Below are 19,835 nucleotides of genomic sequence, written 5' to 3' on the forward strand. Positions count from 1 at the left end.
AACTATACATAAATAATATTTTAGTTAAAATAAATATCATTTAAGTTAAGAATTAACTAGATTAAGATGTGTATAGCTCAAAATTAATTGTTAATAAATTCATGGTCGTAAAGAAAAATAAAATTTATGGGAGGATTTATTTTATGAAAGAGCACGATACATCAAAATTTCATCTAGAGGGAAAACCGCCTTTTAAGGAAGCTTTACCTTTAGGATTACAGCATTTTGTTTCAATGATAGCTGGTAATATGGTTCCAGCTATGCTTATATCGAATATAGTAGGGCTTGATAAACAGATGTCAACTATGCTTATGCAAGGTGCTATGTTGGTAGCTGGAATAGCAACTTTACTACAATTGTACTCAATACCACTATTTAAAGGGCATAGGCTTGGTTCAAAGCTTCCTGTAATAATGGGAACAAATTATGTGTTTTTAGGTGCATGTCTTTCAGTAGCTGGAAAATATGGGCTTAAAGCTCTTTTTGGAGCTCAAATTGGAGGGGCAATAGTAGTGTTTTTTATAGCCTTTGGAATTAAGAAGATAAGACATTTATTTACTCCAATTATAGCAGGTACAATGATTGCCTGTATGGGTATTAGTCTATTTCCAACCGCTGTAAAAAATTTAGCTGGGGGAGAAGGCTCAGCCACATTTGGAGAACCTATAAATTTCGCAATAGGACTTATAGTTGTTGTAGTCATAATTTTGCTTATGAAATTTGGCAAGGGTTTGGTTCAAGATGCTGCAATTTTAATAGGTATAATATTTGGTTATTTAGTATCACTTGCATTTGGATTGGTTGATTTTTCTGCAATTCAAGGGACATCAATACTTTCTTTTCCAAAGCCATTGGTATTTGGTCTAGAATTTAGACTTGATTTGATATTAATGTTTGCCATTTTATTTATGGTAGCTATAGCTGATATGATGGGAGCAGCAACAATTGCTACAATGGGAGCTATGAATAGAGAGGTTACAGATAAAGAATTAGAGTCTGCTACAATGGGAAATGCATTAACATCTATAATTGCATCTGTATTTAGTTCAATACCAACAGGAGTATTTGGTCAAAATGCTGCAATCGTAGCTATAAATAAAGTTACTAGTAGATTTGTATTGTCAATTACAGGAGTAGTATTAATTTTAGTTGGATTTTCGCCATTATTGGGTGCAATAATAACTACTATACCTTCATGCATAATAGGAGGGGTCGCTTTAATCGTATTTTCATCAATTGCTATGGCTGGTTATGATATGATAAGTCAATGTGGATTTACGTCAGATAACAATCTTATAGCAGGAGTTTCAATTACCTTAAGTATAGGTATAACTTCAGTTCCTCAGACTTTAGAAAAGTTTCCAGAGATTATTAGAACCTTAGTTGGAAATTCTTGTATAGTATCAGTATTTATTGTAGCAATGATAATTAAATATATATTATCAATAAAATCGAATAAGTCTAATGATATAAACATAGAGGCTTAAATTAAAATTTGTGGGAGGTATAGTTATGGCTAAGATACTAGGAATATGTGGAAGTCCAAGAAAAGGAGCAACTGAATATGCAATACTACAAGCTTTAGAGGAAGCTAAAGAAATACCAGGAATAGAAACTGACTTTTGGACTGTAAGAGGAAAAAATATAGGTCCATGTATACATTGTGATGCTTGTATGAGAAAAGCAGAAAAATGTACTATACAAGATGATATGGGCGAACTAGAAAAAAAATTGCTAGAAGCAGATGGATTTATAATAGGTTCTCCTGTTTATGATATGGGAATAACTGCTCAATTGACTGCTGTGTTAAATAGATTAAGACATATGTATTTAGTACATGGATGTAATTTGCAAAATAAAGTAGGAGCTGCTATAACTACTGGTGGAACTAGATATGGTGGACAAGAAATGGCCAGATTACCAATAATAAATTTCTTTTTAATGCATGAGGTATTGGTAACAGGAGGACTTATTGGAGGATACACTGGTGCTAGTATTTGGAGTAAAGATGCAAAAGAACAAGGTGCAAAAGATGATGAAGTAGGCATGAATACGATAAAAAGACTTGGGAGAGGTCTAGCAGAAGCTGTTAAAATATCTAAATATGGTCTTGAAAAATGGAATATTGAAAAAGAAGAATTAGGAATAACAAGTGAAACTGAAAAAAGTCCTGTAAAAGACCACTAAAATTTATATTGACCATACGTAAAATTTAATTAGCCCCTCTTAATATATGATACAACCCATCATAAATATTAAGAGGGGTAATTTTGTATTTAAAATTATTTGTAATAAAATAAGATATATTAATAAATATGATAGAATATATATTATAAATTAAATTTTATAAATATAAGGGGGGAACTTTGAGTTCTTATAAATTTCTTATGTTATAAGATTATAAGGGCCAATATTTTATGCGGGAGTTATTAAATGTAACACTTATAATAGTACTTGTTTTAATAAATGCATTTTTTGTAGCTTGTGAATTTGCTATGGTAAAGCTTCGTAGTTCTAGGATAGATACTATGATAGCTGAAGGTAATAATAATGCTAAAAGGTGTAAAATAATAAAAGATAATCTAAATTCATATCTTTCTGCATGTCAACTTGGGATAACACTTTGTTCACTTGCACTAGGATGGATGGGAGAATCTACAGTTAAAGAGTTAATATTGCCAATAATAAGTATATTTAATCTTAGTGAAAGTGTTATATATACAATATCAATTTCTATTTCCTTTTTAATTATAACAATGGTAGAAGTTGTAATAGGGGAGCTTGTTCCTAAAGCCTTAGCACTTTACAATACAGAGAGAATAATGCTAAGTACATCTTTTTTGTTGATTGGATTTTATAAATTGACATATCCAATAATATACTTTTTTAATCTAAGCACTGATTTATTTCTTAAGCCATTTGGATATTCACAAGCAGATGAAGTTGATGAGCCACATACAGGTGATGAAATAAGATTATTAGTTGAAGAAAGCTATAAAAGTGGGCTTATAGATGAATCAGAGCAAAGATTAGTTGACAATATTTTTGAATTTGAAGAAAAGAAAATTAGAGAGATAATGGTACCTAGAACTGATATGATTTGTATATATGAAAGTGACTCGGAGGAAAAGATATTATCTATTTTGAGAGATGAAGGTGTTACTAGGTATCCAGTATGTAAGAAAAATAAAGATGATATATTAGGATTTGTACATATAAGAGATTTGTATAATCAAAAAATAAACAGAAATAAAATTGAACTAGGAGAAATACTTAGAGATATTATATATATATCAGAAAATTGTACTATAGATAAGGCTCTTGAGAAATTAAGAAAAGAAAAACTCCAACTTGCTATAGTGGTAGATGAATATGGTGGTACATCTGGTGTAGTAACAATTGAAGATATACTGGAAGAGATAGTAGGAGAAATTCAAGATGAATTTGATAAAGAAGAAACTCATATTAAGAAAATAGGAACAAGTTCTTACTTAGTTGATGGAACTGAATCAATCAATGATATCAATAAATACTTTGGGCTTGATATAGAACATGATGGATTTGATAGTATAGGTGGTTGGATATCCTATATGCTTGGTTCAAACATTAAAGTAAATCAAAGTGTAACTTTTGAAAATTACAATTTTACTATATTAGAATTGGATAAATTGAGGGTTGTAAAATTAATCATAAAAAGTGTAATATAATTATATCAAAAAATATTGGAGGAATTGTATGCAAAAAGTAGAAGGAATTATTTTTGATATGGATGGAGTTTTGTTTGATTCAGAGAGAATCTCTCTTGAATTTTGGATAGAGACATTTGAAAAGTATGGATACACTATGACTAAAGAAATATATACATCTGTTATGGGAAGGAATCGTAAAGGGATAATAGAAGGTCTTACTAAGATATATGATAGCTCTGTGCCGATATTAGATTTGTATGATGAGAAAACTAAAAATATGATTGAATTTATGGATAGAGAAGGAGCTCCTATCAAATTAGGAGTTAATGAATTAATATCTTTTTTAAAGAAAAATGGGTATAAAATGGCAGTTGCAACCTCTACAAAGCGAGAAAGAGCAGTTAAAAGATTAGCCAAAGCAAATTTAAAAGAATACTTTGATGCTATAGTTTGTGGAGATGATGTTGTAAACTCTAAGCCAAATCCAGAAATATTCTTAAAGGCAGCCAAAAAGATAAATGTTAATCCCGAAAATTGCATTGTTATAGAGGATTCCCCTATGGGAGTAGAGGCTGCTTATAATGGGGGTATAAAATGTATAAATGTACCTGACTTAAAAGAACCAGATGAACAAATTAAAGCACAATCACATAAGATACTTGAAAATTTATTAGAAGTTAGAGAATACCTAAAAAGTTTAGAATCTAAAGAATGTTGTAGCCTATAATATGAAATATTAAATCAAAGAATTTAAATTTAATTTCTTTGATTTAGAATAAATCCATGAATATGAGAAAAAATAATTATAAACAATTAGGAGGAATATTCATGGATAGTGTAGGTTCTCTATTATATTTTTTATTTAATTTTTTCTTGTATGGTTTTATAGGTTGGATAATTGAAAATTTATATAGTTATTTTACTCAAGGTCATTTTCAAGAAGATGGATTTTTGAATGGTCCGTTTAAACCAATGTATGCAATTGCAATGTCTATTATAATAGAAGTCTCAAGGTTTATTGACCCAAATAATATATTTGCATTGCTTTTACTATGTTTAGTAGTGCCAACAACAGTAGAGTACATCACAGGCATAATTATGAAGGTATATTTTAATAAGGTATATTGGGATTATTCAGACTATAAGTACAATAATAGAGGAATAATATGTTTAAAATTTTCTATGTACTGGACTATATTGACTTTTGTTGGAGTAAGGTATCTTCAAGTGTATGTAGTTGATAATTTATATAGTTTAATAATACCTTATTGGCCAATTATAGTAACTGTATTATTGATAGCATTGTTTGTGGATGAAATTTTTACTATAAAATTCCTGAGAGGAAATAGAGATATAATATAACTTTAGAAGTATAAGGTAAGTTTAGATTGTAGTTAAAAGAAAGCTATGCTAAAATGGTGAAATCATTTAAAGTTGGCTTTCTTTTTTATTTGATGAAGTTAACATTCTAATAAGTTTCAAAAGTTTATATAGAGTATTATTTATTATATGGTATTACTTATTTAAAATAAATTATAAAGAATGAGGAGTGTTTGAATGGTGAGTAAAATAAGATTTTGTATTATTGGTACAAGTAATATATCAAAACTATTTTTAAGAGCTGCATCTAGGATTGAAGAGTTTGAACTAGTTGCTGTATATTCAAGAGATTTAGAAAAAGCTAAGGAATTTGGAAAGATGCATGGGGCAAGTCTGTTTTTTGACGATTTAGAAACCATGGCTAAATCAGATGGTATAGATGCTATATACATAGCTTCTCCAAACGCAATGCATTCAAAACAAGCTATTACCTGTCTAAAACACAAAAAACATGTGTTGTGTGAAAAATCATTAGCATCTAACTTAGAGGAAGTAAAATTAATGATAAAGGTTGCAAGAGACAATAATGTATTGCTTATGGAAGCTATGAGAATTACATGTGTTCCAAATTTTAAAGCAGTTAAAGAAAATTTACATAAGATAGGTAAAATAAGAAGATTTTTTGGAAGCTATTGTCAGTATTCTTCAAGATATGATAAATATAAAAATGGAATTATAGAAAATGCATTTAAAAAAGAACTGTCAAATGGTTCATTGATGGATATTGGAGTGTACTGCATACACCCTATGATAAATCTATTTGGTGCTCCAAAATGTGTAAAATCATTTTCTCATATGCTTCAAACTGGAGTAGATGGAGAAGGTTTGGCTATATTCCAATATGATGGTATGGATGCAGTAGTTCAGTATTCTAAAATAGCTGATTCTTACATACCATCTGAGATACAAGGAGAAAAGGGAAGTATAATAATCGAAAAACTTAATTTGTTTGAAAGGGTGGTTATTAGATATAAAGATGGAACTGAAGAAGATATATCTATTTTAAAGGAAAAAGAAGAAGAGAAACCTAGAGAAATAGAAGGAATATATCATGAACTTATTGAGTTTATAACTCTTATAAATAATAATAAAATAGAGTCTGGTATAAACTCACATGAAAATTCAAAGATAGTAATGGGAATTATGGATGAGATAAGAAGACAAGGAAAGATTGTCTATCCAGCTGACAGTCTGTAATTTATTTAAAAATATATAGGATATGAGGTGGTAAATATGGAGAATATAAATTGGGCTATATTGGGTCCTGGAACTATTGCATCAGAATTTGCACAAGCTATGAGTGAGGTGAATTGTAAAGTGTATGCTGTTGCTTCAAGAAGTCTTGAAAGAGCAAAAAACTTTGCAAATAAGTTTGATATAGAAAATGTGTATGATGATTATGATAAAATGCTAGAGAATAAGAATATAGATGTAGTGTATATATCTACTCCACATTGCAATCACTATGAATATATAATGAAAAGTCTAAAAAATGGTAAACATGTGTTGTGTGAAAAAGCTATAACAGTAAATGGAAGTCAACTAACTGATATTATAACTTTAGCTATTGAAAAGAACTTAATAGTAGCAGAGGCGATGACTATTTATTATATGCCTTTATATAAAAAATTAAAGGAGATAGTAGAGTCTGGAAGTTTGGGAAAAATTAAAATGATACAAGTATCCTTTGGAAGTTGCAAGGATTATGATGTTAATAATAGATTTTTTAGTCAAGATTTAGCTGGTGGGGCATTGCTTGATATTGGTACATATGCACTTTCATTTGCTAGGTACTTTATGTCATCTCAACCGAATGAAATTTTAACAACTGTTAAGAAATTTGAAACAGGTGTGGATGAACAATCTGGAATAATTTTAAAGAATTCTGAGAATGAGATGGCTGTAATATCATTAACTATGAGAGCTAAGATGCCAAAAAGAGGTATTCTTGCATGTGAATTAGGATTTATAACTGTAGAAAATTTCCCAAGAGCATCAAAAGCTACAATAACTTATACAGATGGTGGAAGAATTGAAACTCTAGAATATGGTGATACAGAAAAAGCTTTAAAGTATGAAATTGAATATGTCAATAATTGTATATTAAATAAAACAAAAGCCAATACTCTAGAATCATCTATAGATGTCATGAATTTAATGGATGAAATAAGAAAGCAATGGGGATTAAGATATACTTTTGAGTAAATTTAATTTTAAAATAAGTTAAATTGTATACACAATTAAGTATTAAAATGTCAAATTATAAAAAGAAGAAAATCACTAAAAAGATTCCTTTTTCAGTGATTTTCTTCTTTTTTTTTACAAATTTGTAACAGAATAAAAAAAAGTTTTGGAGATTTTATTACAATTTTGTAGTTGAATATATACATTAAAACTAATATGATTAATAATAACATAAATTTGAATATTTTTAGAGGAGAGAAAATATGAGAAAATTGATATACTTTATTACACCATTTATAATAGGCGTAGTATTTTTATTTGGGTTAGACAAATTTCTTGATTCTAAAACTGATGAACTTTTGAGGGAGAAAAATCTACTTCCAATTATGGATGATACTTTAAGTGATATAAAGGATAAAGGTGTTACAGCAAATAATCATTTTTTGAGAGAAAAAGATATTATGATTTTGGGGTCATCAGAACTTAGTAATTCAACAAAACAACATCCAAAGTACTATTTTAATACAGATAGGAGCAAAAACAAAGTATTTGCAATTGGTAGAGCTTATACTCAGACATTACAAGATGCTGCAGTGTTAGGAAGTATGAATCCTAATATTGATAATAAGAAGGTTGTCTTGTTAATTTCTATGCAATGGTTTATGGAAAAAGATGGAGTCACAAGTCACCATTACCAGTCTAGGTTTTCACCAATACAATTTTATCGTTTTTTAGATAATCCAAAGATATCTAAACAAAATAAGATTGAATATATAAAAAAATCAAGTAAGCTTTTATGGGGTAGTGACGAATATAAGGCAGAAGCATTGTATGCCAAGCTATATGAACCTAAGACAGTGTATGAGAAAGCTGAGAAGGTGTTATTAGAGCCTTATTTTCAAGGGAGAAAATACTGTATAGAGCTTAAAGAAAAAGGGATACTGTATAAGAAATTAATTAGGCTAGATAAACACAAAAAAGAAGGAAGAAAAAAACCTATAAATTGGTCACATGAGAAAAAGAAAGCTATTGAAGATGCTAAGAAGAGAGTAGGTAACAATCCTCTAAACATTGACAAGTATTATTACAATGAGCATTTTAAAGATGGTCTAGAGCAATATAGAGGAAGAGACAAGGGCATAGACTTAGTAACATCTAAGGAATTTGAAAGTTATAAGCTTTTATTAAATGTATGCAAGGACTTAGATATTAAACCAGTTGTTGTACTAATTCCAAGTATGGGCAAATTCTATGATTTAACTGGTATCTCTGAGAAAGAAAGAAATCAGTTTTATGATAAGGCACAGAATATAGCAGAAAGTAAAGGCTTTGAAGTTATGAATCTTAAAGATAAAGGTAAAGAGAAATATTATTTAAGAGATGTAATGCATCTTGGAACGAAAGGATGGGTAGATGTCTGTGAGAGATTATTTAAAATATTTAAAGAGCAATAAAGAATTAGTAACTAGTATTTGTTTAACTATGATTATAATATTGGCAATAGGTGTTTTAACATTTACACCATTTAAAGAGTTGCCATTTATTTATAATGGATTTTAAAGGAGAATTTTTATATGAAAATTATTGAAGGAATAAAAAAATATTCAAATACAAATAGAATAGCATTGACATGTAATGGAGATAAACTTTCTTATAAAGATTTAAATGAGTATTCAGATGCTATATCAGTTTTTCTAAAAAATGTATACAAAGAAGAAGATACTCCTATAGTAATCTATGGTAATAAAGAAAATATGATAATGGCATGTATGATAGGAGCTTTAAAATCAGGTAGAGCATATGTTCCTCTTGATATTAGTTTTCCACTAGATAGAGTTTTTGAAGTTACTAAGGAAGTAAAGCCAAAAGTATTATTTAACTTTAGTGATGAAAAAGACTTTGGAGATATCAATGTAATTGATAAGAATAAATTAAATGATATAATAAGTGAGTATAAAGGAAAGTCATTACATAAAGAAAACTGGGTAAAAGGTGACGAGAATGCATATATACTATTTACATCAGGTAGTACTGGAAAGCCAAAAGGGGTTCAAATAAGTTCAAATAACTTAGATAGTTTTGTAGATTGGATAAGTCCTTATTTAAATATAGATGGAAGTGAAAAAGTAATAATGAATCAAGCAGCATATTCTTTTGACCTTTCAGTGACAACAATATATCCTGGTCTTGTTCATGGAGCTACATTATTTTCAATATCAAAAGATGTACTAGCTGATTATAAAGAGCTATTCAAACAATTTGGCGAATCTAATATTGCAGTATGGGTATCAACACCTTCTTTTGCAGGTGTATGTGTAACAGAAAAAGAGTTTAATAGTAAGATGCTTCCTAAACTTGAATCCATGATATTTATAGGAGAAGCACTTTCAAAAAATCTTACTAAAGAACTTATGAGTAGATTTCCAAATACAAGAGTTATCAATGGATATGGACCAACTGAAGCTACTGTTGGCGTAAGTGTAAATGATATGACTCAAGAAGCTATAGATGATGAAAAGAGCCTTCCAGTTGGATATCCTATGCAAAATTGTAAAATAAAAATACTTGATGAAAATGGAAATGAACTGAAAGAAAATGAAAAAGGTGAGATTATAATAGTTGGACCATCAGTTTCAAAAGGTTACTTTAATAATAAAGAGAAGACTGAAGAAGTATTTTTCTATGATGAAATAGATAGTGTAAAGTGGCGAGCTTATAAAACTGGTGATATGGGATATCTCTTAGATGGAAATATATACTATTGTGGAAGAAAAGATTTTCAAATTAAGTTAAATGGATTTAGGATTGAAATAGAAGATATAGAAAATAATTTGAGAAAAGTTCATAATGTAAAAAACGCAGTAGTTTTACCAATATATAAGGATGAAAAAATTGCTTATTTAAAAGGTATTGTTGAGTTAAATGAGAAGAATGATTTAGGTAATATCAAAAATGGGATGATGATAAAAAAGGAACTAGGAAAGTATATACCTTCGTATATGATTCCAAGAAATATTGCAATAATTTCTGAGTTTCCAACAAATATCAATGGTAAAATAGACAGAAAGAAACTTATGGAGGAAATTTAATGATTTTTTCACAGTATGGAGATTATTTTTATCTTTACATATTATTATTAACATCAATACCAGCAGTGATTTTAGGTTTAATGGGTAAAAATATAAAGTATTATGGTATGTTGGCAAGTTTATTTATGATATTTTTGATTGTAGGAATAGATGTTCAGTTTAAATACTTGTTGATATTTATCATTTTAGAAGTAATAATAGTCAAAGGATACGAATATGTAAGAAGAAAAACTAAAAACAAATATATCTATTGGGGATTTTTGTCTGCATCAATGCTTCCGATAATAATTAATAAAATATCTCCAGTTACATCTTTTGGATTGATTGGATTTATTGGAATATCATACTTAAATTTCAGGGCTATACAAATGGTTATTGAAATTTATGATGGTGCTATAAAAGAAGTTAAGATTTCAGATATGCTTTATTTTATGTTGTTTTTTCCAACACTGAGTTCTGGTCCTATTGACAGGTCAAGACGATTTGAACAGGATTTAGAGAAGAAAATATCTAGAAAAGAGTATCTAGAAGAATACTTATTGCCTGGAATAAAAAACATTGTTATGGGAGTAGGTTATAAGTTTGTTATAGCATTTTTGATAAATACATATTGGGTGTCAATAATACCTAAAGATATGAGGTTTATAAACATTTTAAGTTATATGTATGCATATAGTTTATACCTGTTCTTTGATTTTGCAGGATACAGTTTATTTGCTATAGGTACAGGATATATATTTGGAATAAAAGTACCTATAAACTTTGATAAACCATTTATAAGTAAAGATATGAAAGAGTTTTGGACAAGATGGCATATAAGTCTTTCAAGATGGTTTGGAGATTATATTTTTTCAAGATTTGTTATGTCTTCAATGAGAAAGAAAAGATTTAAGAAAAGAACTACTGCTGCTCATGTAGCTCAGATGATAACAATGATAACAATGGGATTTTGGCATGGACTAACTTGGTTTTACATTACTTATGGTGTGTATCAAGGCTTAGCACTTGTCTTAACTGATATATATCAGAGAAAATCTAAATTTTATAAGAAACATAAAAAAGAAAAATGGTTTGAGAGAGTTCAAATTTTCATTACATTCCATATTGTATGTTTTGGATTATTGATATTCTCAGGATATTTAGCTTAATTTTAAGGAGGCAAATTTATGCAGGAAACAGTTATAGAAATATTTGAAGATGTATTAGGAACTGATGAGATAAGAGATGATTTAGACCTTAACTTATTTGAAACAGAGCTTTTAGACTCATTAGCTATAATTGAAGTTTTACTTGAGATTGAAAATAGACTTGGAATAGAACTTCAACCAACTGATTTAGAAAGAAAAGACATGTCTACTGTAAATAATTTAGTAAAATTCTTAGAAACAAGAAAATAAATTAATAACTAAACGTTTAATTATTAATTTACATAATAAAAGATTATAAAGTCCATCTAATATTGATATTTGATGGATTTTTTTATTGTAAAGAGATATAACTTAGTTGTATAAATAATAAAATAGTGAAAAGTTTAAGGTATGAATGAAAGATTGCATGCTATATAAATTAATAGTAATATCTATTGTAAGATATACTATATTAAATTGAGTGAAATATCTTTTGTCATATATTAGAATTACTTTATGAGCTTAGATGTTAATTATAATCTTATAAAAGTAGAATACATATTTAGGAGGAGAACTTAATGTCTTTAAATTCAATAGATAGAAAAAAAGAAATATTAGAACTGCTAGATGCAAAAGGAAAGGTGAATACTAAAGAATTAGTAAAAAAACTAGAAGTATCATCGGAAACAATAAGAAGGTATTTGGAAGAATTAGAAAGTGAAAATAAGTTAAAAAAGGTTTATGGTGGTGCTGTAAAAATAAATTATGGAGTAATTGAGCCAGAACATATAAAAAGAAATAGCACTAATTTAGAAAAGAAACAAAGTATTGCTAAGTATGCAGCTAAATTTGTGAATGATAATGAATCAATTGTAATAGATGAAGGGACTACTAATTTACAAATTGTGGATTACATAGTTTCTATAAAAAATCTAAAGGTTATCACCAGTTCTTATCCTGTGCTATCAAAGTTGATTTCATATGAAAACCAAGGCGTATTTGATGGAGAAGTTATATTCATTGGTGGTAAAGTAAATTTAAAACATCAAAGAACAGCATGTCAGATGTCAATAGATGCTATGAAAAACTTATATGTAGATAAAGCATTTATATCTAGTGAAGGTATAATTGACAGCTTTGGAATTAGTAGCATAGACCAAAGTAAAGCTTTATTGTCAAAAGAGTATATAAGAAATTCAAAGGAAAGTTTTGTATTATGTGATAGTTCTAAGATAGGAATTGTAAGTATGTACAAGATAGCTGATTTGAATGAATTAGATTTTGTTATTTGTGATGCAGAACCTCCAAATGAATGGAGAGATAAATTAAATGAATCAAATATAACATGGATAGAAGCAAAATAGAAATGATAAATTTATAAAATTTAACCAATTCATAGATTTAACCTAAAAAGAAGATTACAAATTTTAATTTTTTGTATAGAGTTTTAATGTGATTTTTATATTGAAAACTAAAAACAAGTAAAAACAACTAAAAACATAAATTTAATATACATTTAACCTAAATATGATGTATAATTAACATGAAAAAGTTATACTTTAAAAGTAAAAACAAGTAAAAACACAAAAATTCTAAATGAGAATCTATGGAGGTTATAAATATGAAAAAGTTATATGGAGAAAAAATAAAGGCAGTAGTATTTGACTGGGCTGGAACAACAGTAGATTATGGATGTTTTGCACCTCTTAATGTATTTATAGAGATATTTAAAAGAAGAGGTATAGATGTAACAATGGAAGAAGCAAGAAAACCTATGGGAAAATTAAAAATAGATCATATAAGAGAAATGTGCGAAATGGATAGAATAAAAAATATTTGGGCAGAGAATTTTGTAGGATTTCCAACAGAGGAAGATGTAAACAAACTTTATGCTGAATTTGAACCTATGTTATTTGAAACTCTAGAAGAGTATACAACTCCAATTCCTCATGTTGTTGAAACTATTGAGAGATTAAGACAAAATGGATTAAAAATAGGTTCTACAACAGGTTATACAAGAGAAATGATGAATATAGTTGAACCAAATGCAGCTAAAAAGGGATATTCACCAGATTTTCTTGTAACTCCATCAGAAGTATCTCAAGGAAGACCATATCCTTGGATGTGTTATAAAAACGCTGAAGCTTTGGGAGTATCTCCAATGAGTGCTATGGTAAAAGTTGGAGATACATTAAGTGATGTAAAAGAAGGTGTAAATGCTGGAATGTGGAGTGTTGCTGTAATAAAAGGTTCAAGTGAATTAGGACTTACACAAGAAGAAGTAGAAAATATGGATAAAGAAGAATTAAAAGTTAAGATGGAAGCAGTTTCAAAGAAATTTAAAGAAGCAGGAGCGCATTTTGTTATAGAAACTATGGCTGAATTAGAAGATGTTTTAGTAAAAATAGAAAATGAAACAATTAAGTCAGATTTTGTACCAGAAAATGATTACATATTACTTACACCAGGACCATTATCTACTACTAAATCAGTAAGAGCATCTATGTTAAAAGATTGGTGTACATGGGATGTTGAATATAATGATTTGGTACAAGATGTTAGAAGAAGACTAGTATCTTTAGCTACAAAAAATACAGAAAAATACACAAGTGTATTAATGCAAGGTAGTGGTACTTTCTCAGTGGAAGCTACAATAGGAAGCACTATCCCAAAGAATGGTAAACTTCTTGTAATTGCAAATGGAGCATATGGGAAGAGAATGAAGGACATATGCAGTTATTTAAATATAGAATATGTTGACTGTACATTTAGTGATGTAGAAGCAGTTGACTTAAACAGAGTGGAAAATTTATTGAAAGAAAATAAAGATATTACACATATATCAATGGTTCATTGTGAAACTACTACAGGTAGATTAAATCCTATACAAGATATAGGTAAGATTGCAAAAAAATATAATAAAGTTTACATAGTTGATGCAATGAGTAGTTTTGGTGGAATTAAAATTGATGTTGAAGACTTTAATATAGATTTTTTAGTGAGTAGCTCTAATAAATGTATACAAGGAGTACCAGGATTTGGTTTTATAATAGCTAACAGAGAAGAATTAGCTAAATGCAAAGGAATTGCTAAATCTTTATCTCTTGATGTATACGCTCAATGGGAAACTATGGAAAATAATAATGGTAAATGGAGATTTACTTCTCCTACACATGTTGTAAGAGCTTTTTATCAAGCATTACTAGAGCTAGAGGAAGAAGGTTCTGTTGAAAAAAGATATGCTAGATATAAAGAAAATCAATTTACAATATCTTCGAGATTAAAATCTCTAGGGTTTGATACATTGGTGAATGATGATGCTCAGTCACCTGTAATAACAACTTTCCTATATCCTAAGAATGCAAAATTTGAATTTATGGAATTCTACACTTATCTAAAAGAAAATGGATTTGTTATTTATCCAGGTAAATTGACTGATGTAGATACATTCAGAATAGGAAGTATAGGAGAAGTTTATCCAAAAGATATGGATAGATTAGCTGAGGTAATCGAGAAATTTATCAACATGTAGATTATATAAGTTCATTGATAGGTTATAAAGTTTAGAGACAAGTATATGTAAATAGTTAAATAATAGAGGGTATTTTATTTGAATTGGAAATCTAAGAAAGATTCATAGTTCATATAAAATATTTCCTCTATTATTTTTTTGTCTGTCTTTAAAGGAGGATTGTTTTATTCATCGAGATTATTATACTTGACAACGTAACAATGTTTTGTTATATTATATTCAAGAACAAAATAAGTTATTGAAAGGAAATCATTATGGATGGAGAATTACGTTCGCTAAATTTTAATGGAATGGGAAAATGTAAAGGTGGAATTTTTGATGAAGTTAATATAGCAGGTACAGGAAAAATAGATGGAAATATAAAATGTAATAAATTTGATTCTTCAGGTTCAGCAAAAGTGATTGGAACAACAGAATGTAATGAGTTTTTTACAGCAGGATTGAGTAAAATTGAAGGAAATATATTGGCATCACAAGTGACAATATTTGGACTTCTTAAGTGTACTGGAGACATAAATTCAAGTAAAGTTAAATCTGGAGGAATTATCAATGTTGGAGGAAACTTAAAGTCAGATATTATTAGCGGAGAAGGATGTCTAAAAATCAATAAGAGCGTAGAATGCGAAAGTGTTGACTTAAGTGGAATTTTGGATTGTAATGGATTTTTAAATTGTGAAGAACTCAAGATAAGTTTGCATGGAACTTCTAATCTAAACGAAGTTGGTGCATGTAGTGTAAATATAAAAAAGGGACATGGCGATTATTGTAAAAGCTTTTATAGAGCCGAAAAAAAGAGTGGAGATTTTGAAAAGGCATCTTCTAATCTTAGAAATCTAGGTCTACTGTCAGTTAAAAAATATACAGAAAGTAGATTATTAGCAAATGTTATAGAAGCAGATGAAATCAGCTTAGAAAATAGTGAAGTTAAAATTGTAAGAGGTAAAAATATTAACATAGGCAAAGGTTGTTATATAGAGAGTTTGGAGTACAGTGAAAATATAGATATTGATGAAAGCTCAATAGTTGTTGAAATAAAGAATGTAAATGGAAAAGTAAATCTAAATAATGAAAAAGTAAATCTAAATAAAGATAAGTAATATTTAGGCTTAAAATAAAATTTAAAATGAGGTAATGATATGGAAAATGGAACTATAAAAATACTTGGAGAAGGATTTATCAATAGTGGAGAATATGAAAGTATAAAAATTATGGGAAGTGCTAGGTCAAAAGGAAATGTAAAATGTAATGAAGTAAATGTATTTGGAAATGTAAAGTTTGATGGAGATATTAGTATAAAAAACTTTGTAGTAAATGGAAAAGCTACTATAAAAGGGAGTCTTAAAGCTGAACGTGTAAGGGTTAATGGGCAACTTAGTATAGATGGAGATGCAGAAATAGATGACTTGATTATAACTGCTCAACAGAAAATTAATGGAAATTTAAAGTGTAATAATGTTACAGTAAAAGGTCAATTAATTGTAAGTGAAAGTATTTATGCACAGGATATAAAAGTTTATGGTGAAATGAGAAATAAAGAAAATATAGAATGTGAAGATATAAAGGTTCACGGAGCAATAAAATGTGATGGTCTTTTAAATGGAGAAAACATATATATCTATTCAGGAGGAGGTTCTTATTGTAAGGAGATAGGAGCAACTAATATAGAAATAGGTAGAAGTAAAGATATTTTTACATTTGGGATTAAATTTATTAACATTTTTTCAGGCAAATTTAAATGCAATTTGATAGAGGGAGATTCTATTGAATTAGAAGATGTTTCAATAAAGGATATACGAGGAAAAAGCATATCCTTAGTAAGCAATTGTGATGTTGAAAATATTGAATACAGTGACAAGTTGTTAGTTTCAGATAATTCGAGTGTAAAAAATAGTACAAAGGTGGGCTAGAAAAATTATGGAAGAATTGATATCTAAGAAAGATTTATTAAGCAAAACTAATATATCTTATGGGCAGCTATATAGATGGAAAAGAAAAAATATAATACCAGAAGAATGGTTTATAAAAAAATCAGCTTTTACAGGTCAAGAGACGTTTTTTCCAAGAGATAAAATACTAGAGAGAATAGAGTTAATACTATCTATGAAAGAAGATACATCTCTTGATGATATTGCAAACATGTTTACAAAAAAAGATACCAATAAAGAGTTTGACATTGACTTTATTTTAGAGAAAGAAGCTATATGTAATTACACAAAAGAAATATTTCAAAATTTATATAAAAAAGAACAGAGTATAGGCAAAAAGGAATTGCTTATATTGAGTATAATAGAGAAATTTTTAGTTAAATCCACAATAACATTTGAAGAATTAAAATTAATAGTAAATATAATAGAAGAAAATTTTAAATCAATATACAATGAAAATGGAAGAATTTATTTGTTTAGGAAGTTTGGTGTTCCATTTGTAATAGGATGCTTGGATTATAAACAAGTAAAATTTGAAAAGGATGTAGTTAAAATTGTTGAAATTGACTTAATGAAAGAAATAAATGATATAAGTATTAAGTTATCATAGTAAGTTGTTGTAGATTACTTATTATGTAGGAGAAGAGTTAGGATTTAAGTATGTGGAAAACGCACACTAATGCAAAAGTGTGCGTTTTTATTTTTCTATAAATTTTCTTAAATACTACATTTTTTTGAGAGTTTAAATATCCTATTGACTATAGTCCTAATTAGTACTATACTAAAATAGTACTGATTAGTACTTTTATATTGGGAGGGATATTATGGAAATTCGTGAACAAATTAAACTTGTAAATGCTGTTTTAAGTGGAACTTTAGATTTATACAGGGTATGGGCTAAAAAACATGATTTAAATTATAATGCATTAGTTATCTTATATACTTTAGATGAGTATAAGGTATGTACGCAAAAGCAAATTTGTGAGTGGTGGGCTTTACCTAAACAGACGGTACATGGGATTTTGATGGAATTTGAAAAGAAGGGATATATTACTATTTCGTCTAATTCTGAAAATAAAAGAGAGCGTCTGGTTTCTTTTACAAAGAGTGGAAAACAATTTACTGATTCAATATTAGAACCACTTCATAGCATGGAAGAAAAGGCTATTGAAAAATTAGGAGATGAAAAATGGAATCAACTTATTGCTTGTAATACTGCATACTATGAATTGTTAAAGGAGGAAATTAAAAATGGATAATGTATTAGCTAAAAAATTTACATTTACTTCTTTACTATCTTTTGCAATTCCTAATGTTATTATGATGATTAGTTTATCTATGTACATTATTGTTGATGGTATGTTTATTTCTCGTTTGCTTGGTACAATAGCATTATCATCTACGAATATGGTATATCCAGCTATCAGTTTTGAAATGGCTGTAGCAATCATGGTTGCAACAGGTGGAAGTGCTATAGTTGCTAGAAAGATGGGGGAAGGAAAACAAGAGGAAGCAAGAAAAAATTTGAGTTTCTTAATCATTGTAGAAATATTGATTGGTATTTTTATTGCTATTATTGGAAACTTGTTTATTGATGAAATTATTTTGTTTTTAGGTGCAAGTTCAATACAAGCTCCTTTGTGTATTACTTATGCTAAAATACTTTTTAGCTTTGCACCTGCATTTTTTCTTCAAACAGCATTTCAGACTTTTCTGGTTACTTCTGGTAAACCAACACTTGGTCTGATTGTTACGTTGTTAGCTGGAGTTGTGAATATTGTGCTGGATTATATCTTTATGGTTCCATTGAATATGGGTATTGCTGGTGCAGCGATTGCAACTGGATTAGGTTATTGTATTCCTGCAATTGTAGGTTTAGCCTATTTCTTTTTTGCAAGAAATAATCCTCTGCACTTTGTAAAACCAGAACTAAATTGGAATGTGCTTTTTCGTTCTTGTACAAATGGGTCATCGGAAATGGTAACAAACTTAGCAAATGCTGTAACAACATTTATGTTTAACTATACTTTTTTGCAATATTATGGTGAAAATGGTGTTGCTTCTATAACAATTATCCTGTATTTCCAATACATCTTTACAGCTATTTATTTTGGCTATTCCAATGGAATAGCTCCAATTATCAGTTTTAAATATGGACATGGTGATAAAAAGCAACTACAAGATATATTTAAGAACAGTATATTATTTTTGATTATTAGTTCAATAGTATCGAATATTTTAATTCATTTGACTATAACAAAGTCATTGACTATTTTTACTTCAATTAACAGTGATGTTTACAATATTACACTTTATGGTTTTTCCTTCTATTCTCTAGCTTTTGTGATTATGGGATTTGGTATTTTTTCTTCTGCAATGTTTACAGCATTTTCTGATGGGAAAACATCAGCTATTATATCCTTTTCTAGAACGTTTATTTTTATTTTAGGTGCTATTCTTATTCTTCCAAATATATTTGGAGAAATAGGAGTTTGGATAGCTGTCCCTGTTGCAGAATTTTTAGGATTATTTATTTCTCTTTTATTTTTGATTAGAAAAAAACATTATGGCTATTGTAAATAAAACCTTAATTAAGGTCAATCCTATTACTCATACTACAACAGATAAGAATGTAAAAAGCAAGTTGTAAAATAAGATAGAAGTATACCCCAACAATACGAAACATATTGTTACAATATGTGGTGTAGGATATAAATTCAATGACAAATTGAAACAGCAAAAGGAGAAGTGCCATTTTTAATAATTGCACTTCTCTTTATTTTTATTGTATCAAAGTCTTTGATAAATATTAAATAAGTGGTAAAATTAGTTCTCAAGTTTTTTTATACTTTTAGAATACTGTATTTAATGGATAATATCATTTTTATAATATAATTTCATATTAGAAT

At 28.4% G+C, this 19,835-nt stretch carries 19 protein-coding genes; all 19 read left to right on the forward strand.

Translation table 11 applies throughout. The features are described 5' to 3' along the window. Nucleotides 1–143: 143 nt before the first annotated feature. Entirely contained in the window at nt 144–1,487 is a 1,344-nt protein-coding gene (locus JJC01_04875; GenBank protein ID UDN59196.1) for a purine/pyrimidine permease, read from the forward strand. A gap of 25 nt (nt 1,488–1,512) precedes the next feature. Further along, nucleotides 1,513–2,187, forward strand: a complete 675-nt coding sequence (locus JJC01_04880) for a flavodoxin family protein (GenBank protein UDN59197.1) — start codon at nt 1,513–1,515, stop codon at nt 2,185–2,187. A gap of 230 nt (nt 2,188–2,417) precedes the next feature. Then, on the forward strand, nt 2,418–3,707 hold the full coding sequence (locus JJC01_04885; GenBank protein UDN59198.1) for an HlyC/CorC family transporter: 1,290 nt from the start codon (nt 2,418–2,420) through the stop codon (nt 3,705–3,707). A 28-nt stretch (nt 3,708–3,735) separates the two neighbouring features. Beyond that, nucleotides 3,736–4,416, forward strand: coding sequence for an HAD family phosphatase (locus tag JJC01_04890; protein ID UDN59199.1), 681 nt, complete (start codon nt 3,736–3,738; stop codon nt 4,414–4,416). A gap of 101 nt (nt 4,417–4,517) precedes the next feature. Beyond that, a complete protein-coding gene (locus JJC01_04895) occupies nt 4,518–5,051 on the forward strand; it encodes a putative ABC transporter permease (protein ID UDN59200.1) in 534 nt (177 codons plus the stop codon). A gap of 195 nt (nt 5,052–5,246) precedes the next feature. Beyond that, a complete protein-coding gene (locus JJC01_04900) occupies nt 5,247–6,266 on the forward strand; it encodes a Gfo/Idh/MocA family oxidoreductase (protein UDN59201.1) in 1,020 nt (339 codons plus the stop codon). A gap of 36 nt (nt 6,267–6,302) precedes the next feature. Continuing rightward, nucleotides 6,303–7,274, forward strand: a complete 972-nt coding sequence (locus JJC01_04905; GenBank protein ID UDN59202.1) for a Gfo/Idh/MocA family oxidoreductase — start codon at nt 6,303–6,305, stop codon at nt 7,272–7,274. Nucleotides 7,275–7,516: 242 nt separating this feature from the next. Next, the gene (gene dltD / locus JJC01_04910; GenBank protein UDN59203.1) at nt 7,517–8,707 is read left to right on the forward strand and encodes a D-alanyl-lipoteichoic acid biosynthesis protein DltD; all 1,191 of its coding nucleotides are present in this window, start codon (nt 7,517–7,519) and stop codon (nt 8,705–8,707) included. Next, complete coding sequence (locus JJC01_04915) at nt 8,673–8,813, forward strand: hypothetical protein (protein ID UDN60233.1); 141 nt, start codon at nt 8,673–8,675, stop codon at nt 8,811–8,813. Before dltD ends, JJC01_04915 begins: the two co-directional genes overlap by 35 nt. A gap of 14 nt (nt 8,814–8,827) precedes the next feature. Next, nucleotides 8,828–10,342: a D-alanine--poly(phosphoribitol) ligase gene (locus JJC01_04920; GenBank protein UDN59204.1), complete on the forward strand. Its 1,515-nt coding sequence runs from the start codon at nt 8,828–8,830 to the stop codon at nt 10,340–10,342. Then, complete coding sequence (dltB, locus tag JJC01_04925) at nt 10,342–11,490, forward strand: D-alanyl-lipoteichoic acid biosynthesis protein DltB (protein UDN59205.1); 1,149 nt, start codon at nt 10,342–10,344, stop codon at nt 11,488–11,490. The genes JJC01_04920 and dltB overlap by 1 nt, the downstream gene beginning before the upstream one ends. Nucleotides 11,491–11,508: 18 nt before the next feature. Beyond that, nucleotides 11,509–11,739, forward strand: coding sequence for a D-alanine--poly(phosphoribitol) ligase subunit DltC (gene dltC / locus JJC01_04930; protein UDN59206.1), 231 nt, complete (start codon nt 11,509–11,511; stop codon nt 11,737–11,739). Nucleotides 11,740–12,047: 308 nt separating this feature from the next. Further along, complete coding sequence (locus tag JJC01_04935; protein UDN59207.1) at nt 12,048–12,833, forward strand: DeoR/GlpR transcriptional regulator; 786 nt, start codon at nt 12,048–12,050, stop codon at nt 12,831–12,833. 257 nt (nt 12,834–13,090) lie between these two features. After that, the gene (phnW, locus tag JJC01_04940; protein UDN59208.1) at nt 13,091–15,001 is read left to right on the forward strand and encodes a 2-aminoethylphosphonate--pyruvate transaminase; all 1,911 of its coding nucleotides are present in this window, start codon (nt 13,091–13,093) and stop codon (nt 14,999–15,001) included. 254 nt (nt 15,002–15,255) lie between these two features. Beyond that, the gene (locus tag JJC01_04945) at nt 15,256–16,098 is read left to right on the forward strand and encodes a hypothetical protein (protein UDN59209.1); all 843 of its coding nucleotides are present in this window, start codon (nt 15,256–15,258) and stop codon (nt 16,096–16,098) included. Between the two features lie 39 nt (nt 16,099–16,137). Next, complete coding sequence (locus tag JJC01_04950; protein UDN59210.1) at nt 16,138–16,908, forward strand: polymer-forming cytoskeletal protein; 771 nt, start codon at nt 16,138–16,140, stop codon at nt 16,906–16,908. A 7-nt stretch (nt 16,909–16,915) separates the two neighbouring features. Then, nucleotides 16,916–17,536 carry a YhbD family protein gene (locus JJC01_04955; protein ID UDN59211.1) on the forward strand — a complete coding sequence of 207 codons (621 nt, stop codon included), beginning with the start codon at nt 16,916–16,918 and terminating at the stop codon, nt 17,534–17,536. Between the two features lie 214 nt (nt 17,537–17,750). Continuing rightward, nucleotides 17,751–18,185 (forward strand): MarR family transcriptional regulator, encoded by a 435-nt coding sequence (locus JJC01_04960; protein ID UDN59212.1) that lies wholly within the window; start codon nt 17,751–17,753, stop codon nt 18,183–18,185. After that, nucleotides 18,178–19,509 (forward strand): MATE family efflux transporter, encoded by a 1,332-nt coding sequence (locus JJC01_04965; GenBank protein ID UDN59213.1) that lies wholly within the window; start codon nt 18,178–18,180, stop codon nt 19,507–19,509. Before JJC01_04960 ends, JJC01_04965 begins: the two co-directional genes overlap by 8 nt. The last annotated feature ends 326 nt before the right edge of the window (nt 19,510–19,835 follow it).

This window comes from Clostridioides sp. ES-S-0010-02 (assembly GCA_020641055.1).
GTDB lineage: Bacteria > Bacillota > Clostridia > Peptostreptococcales > Peptostreptococcaceae > Clostridioides.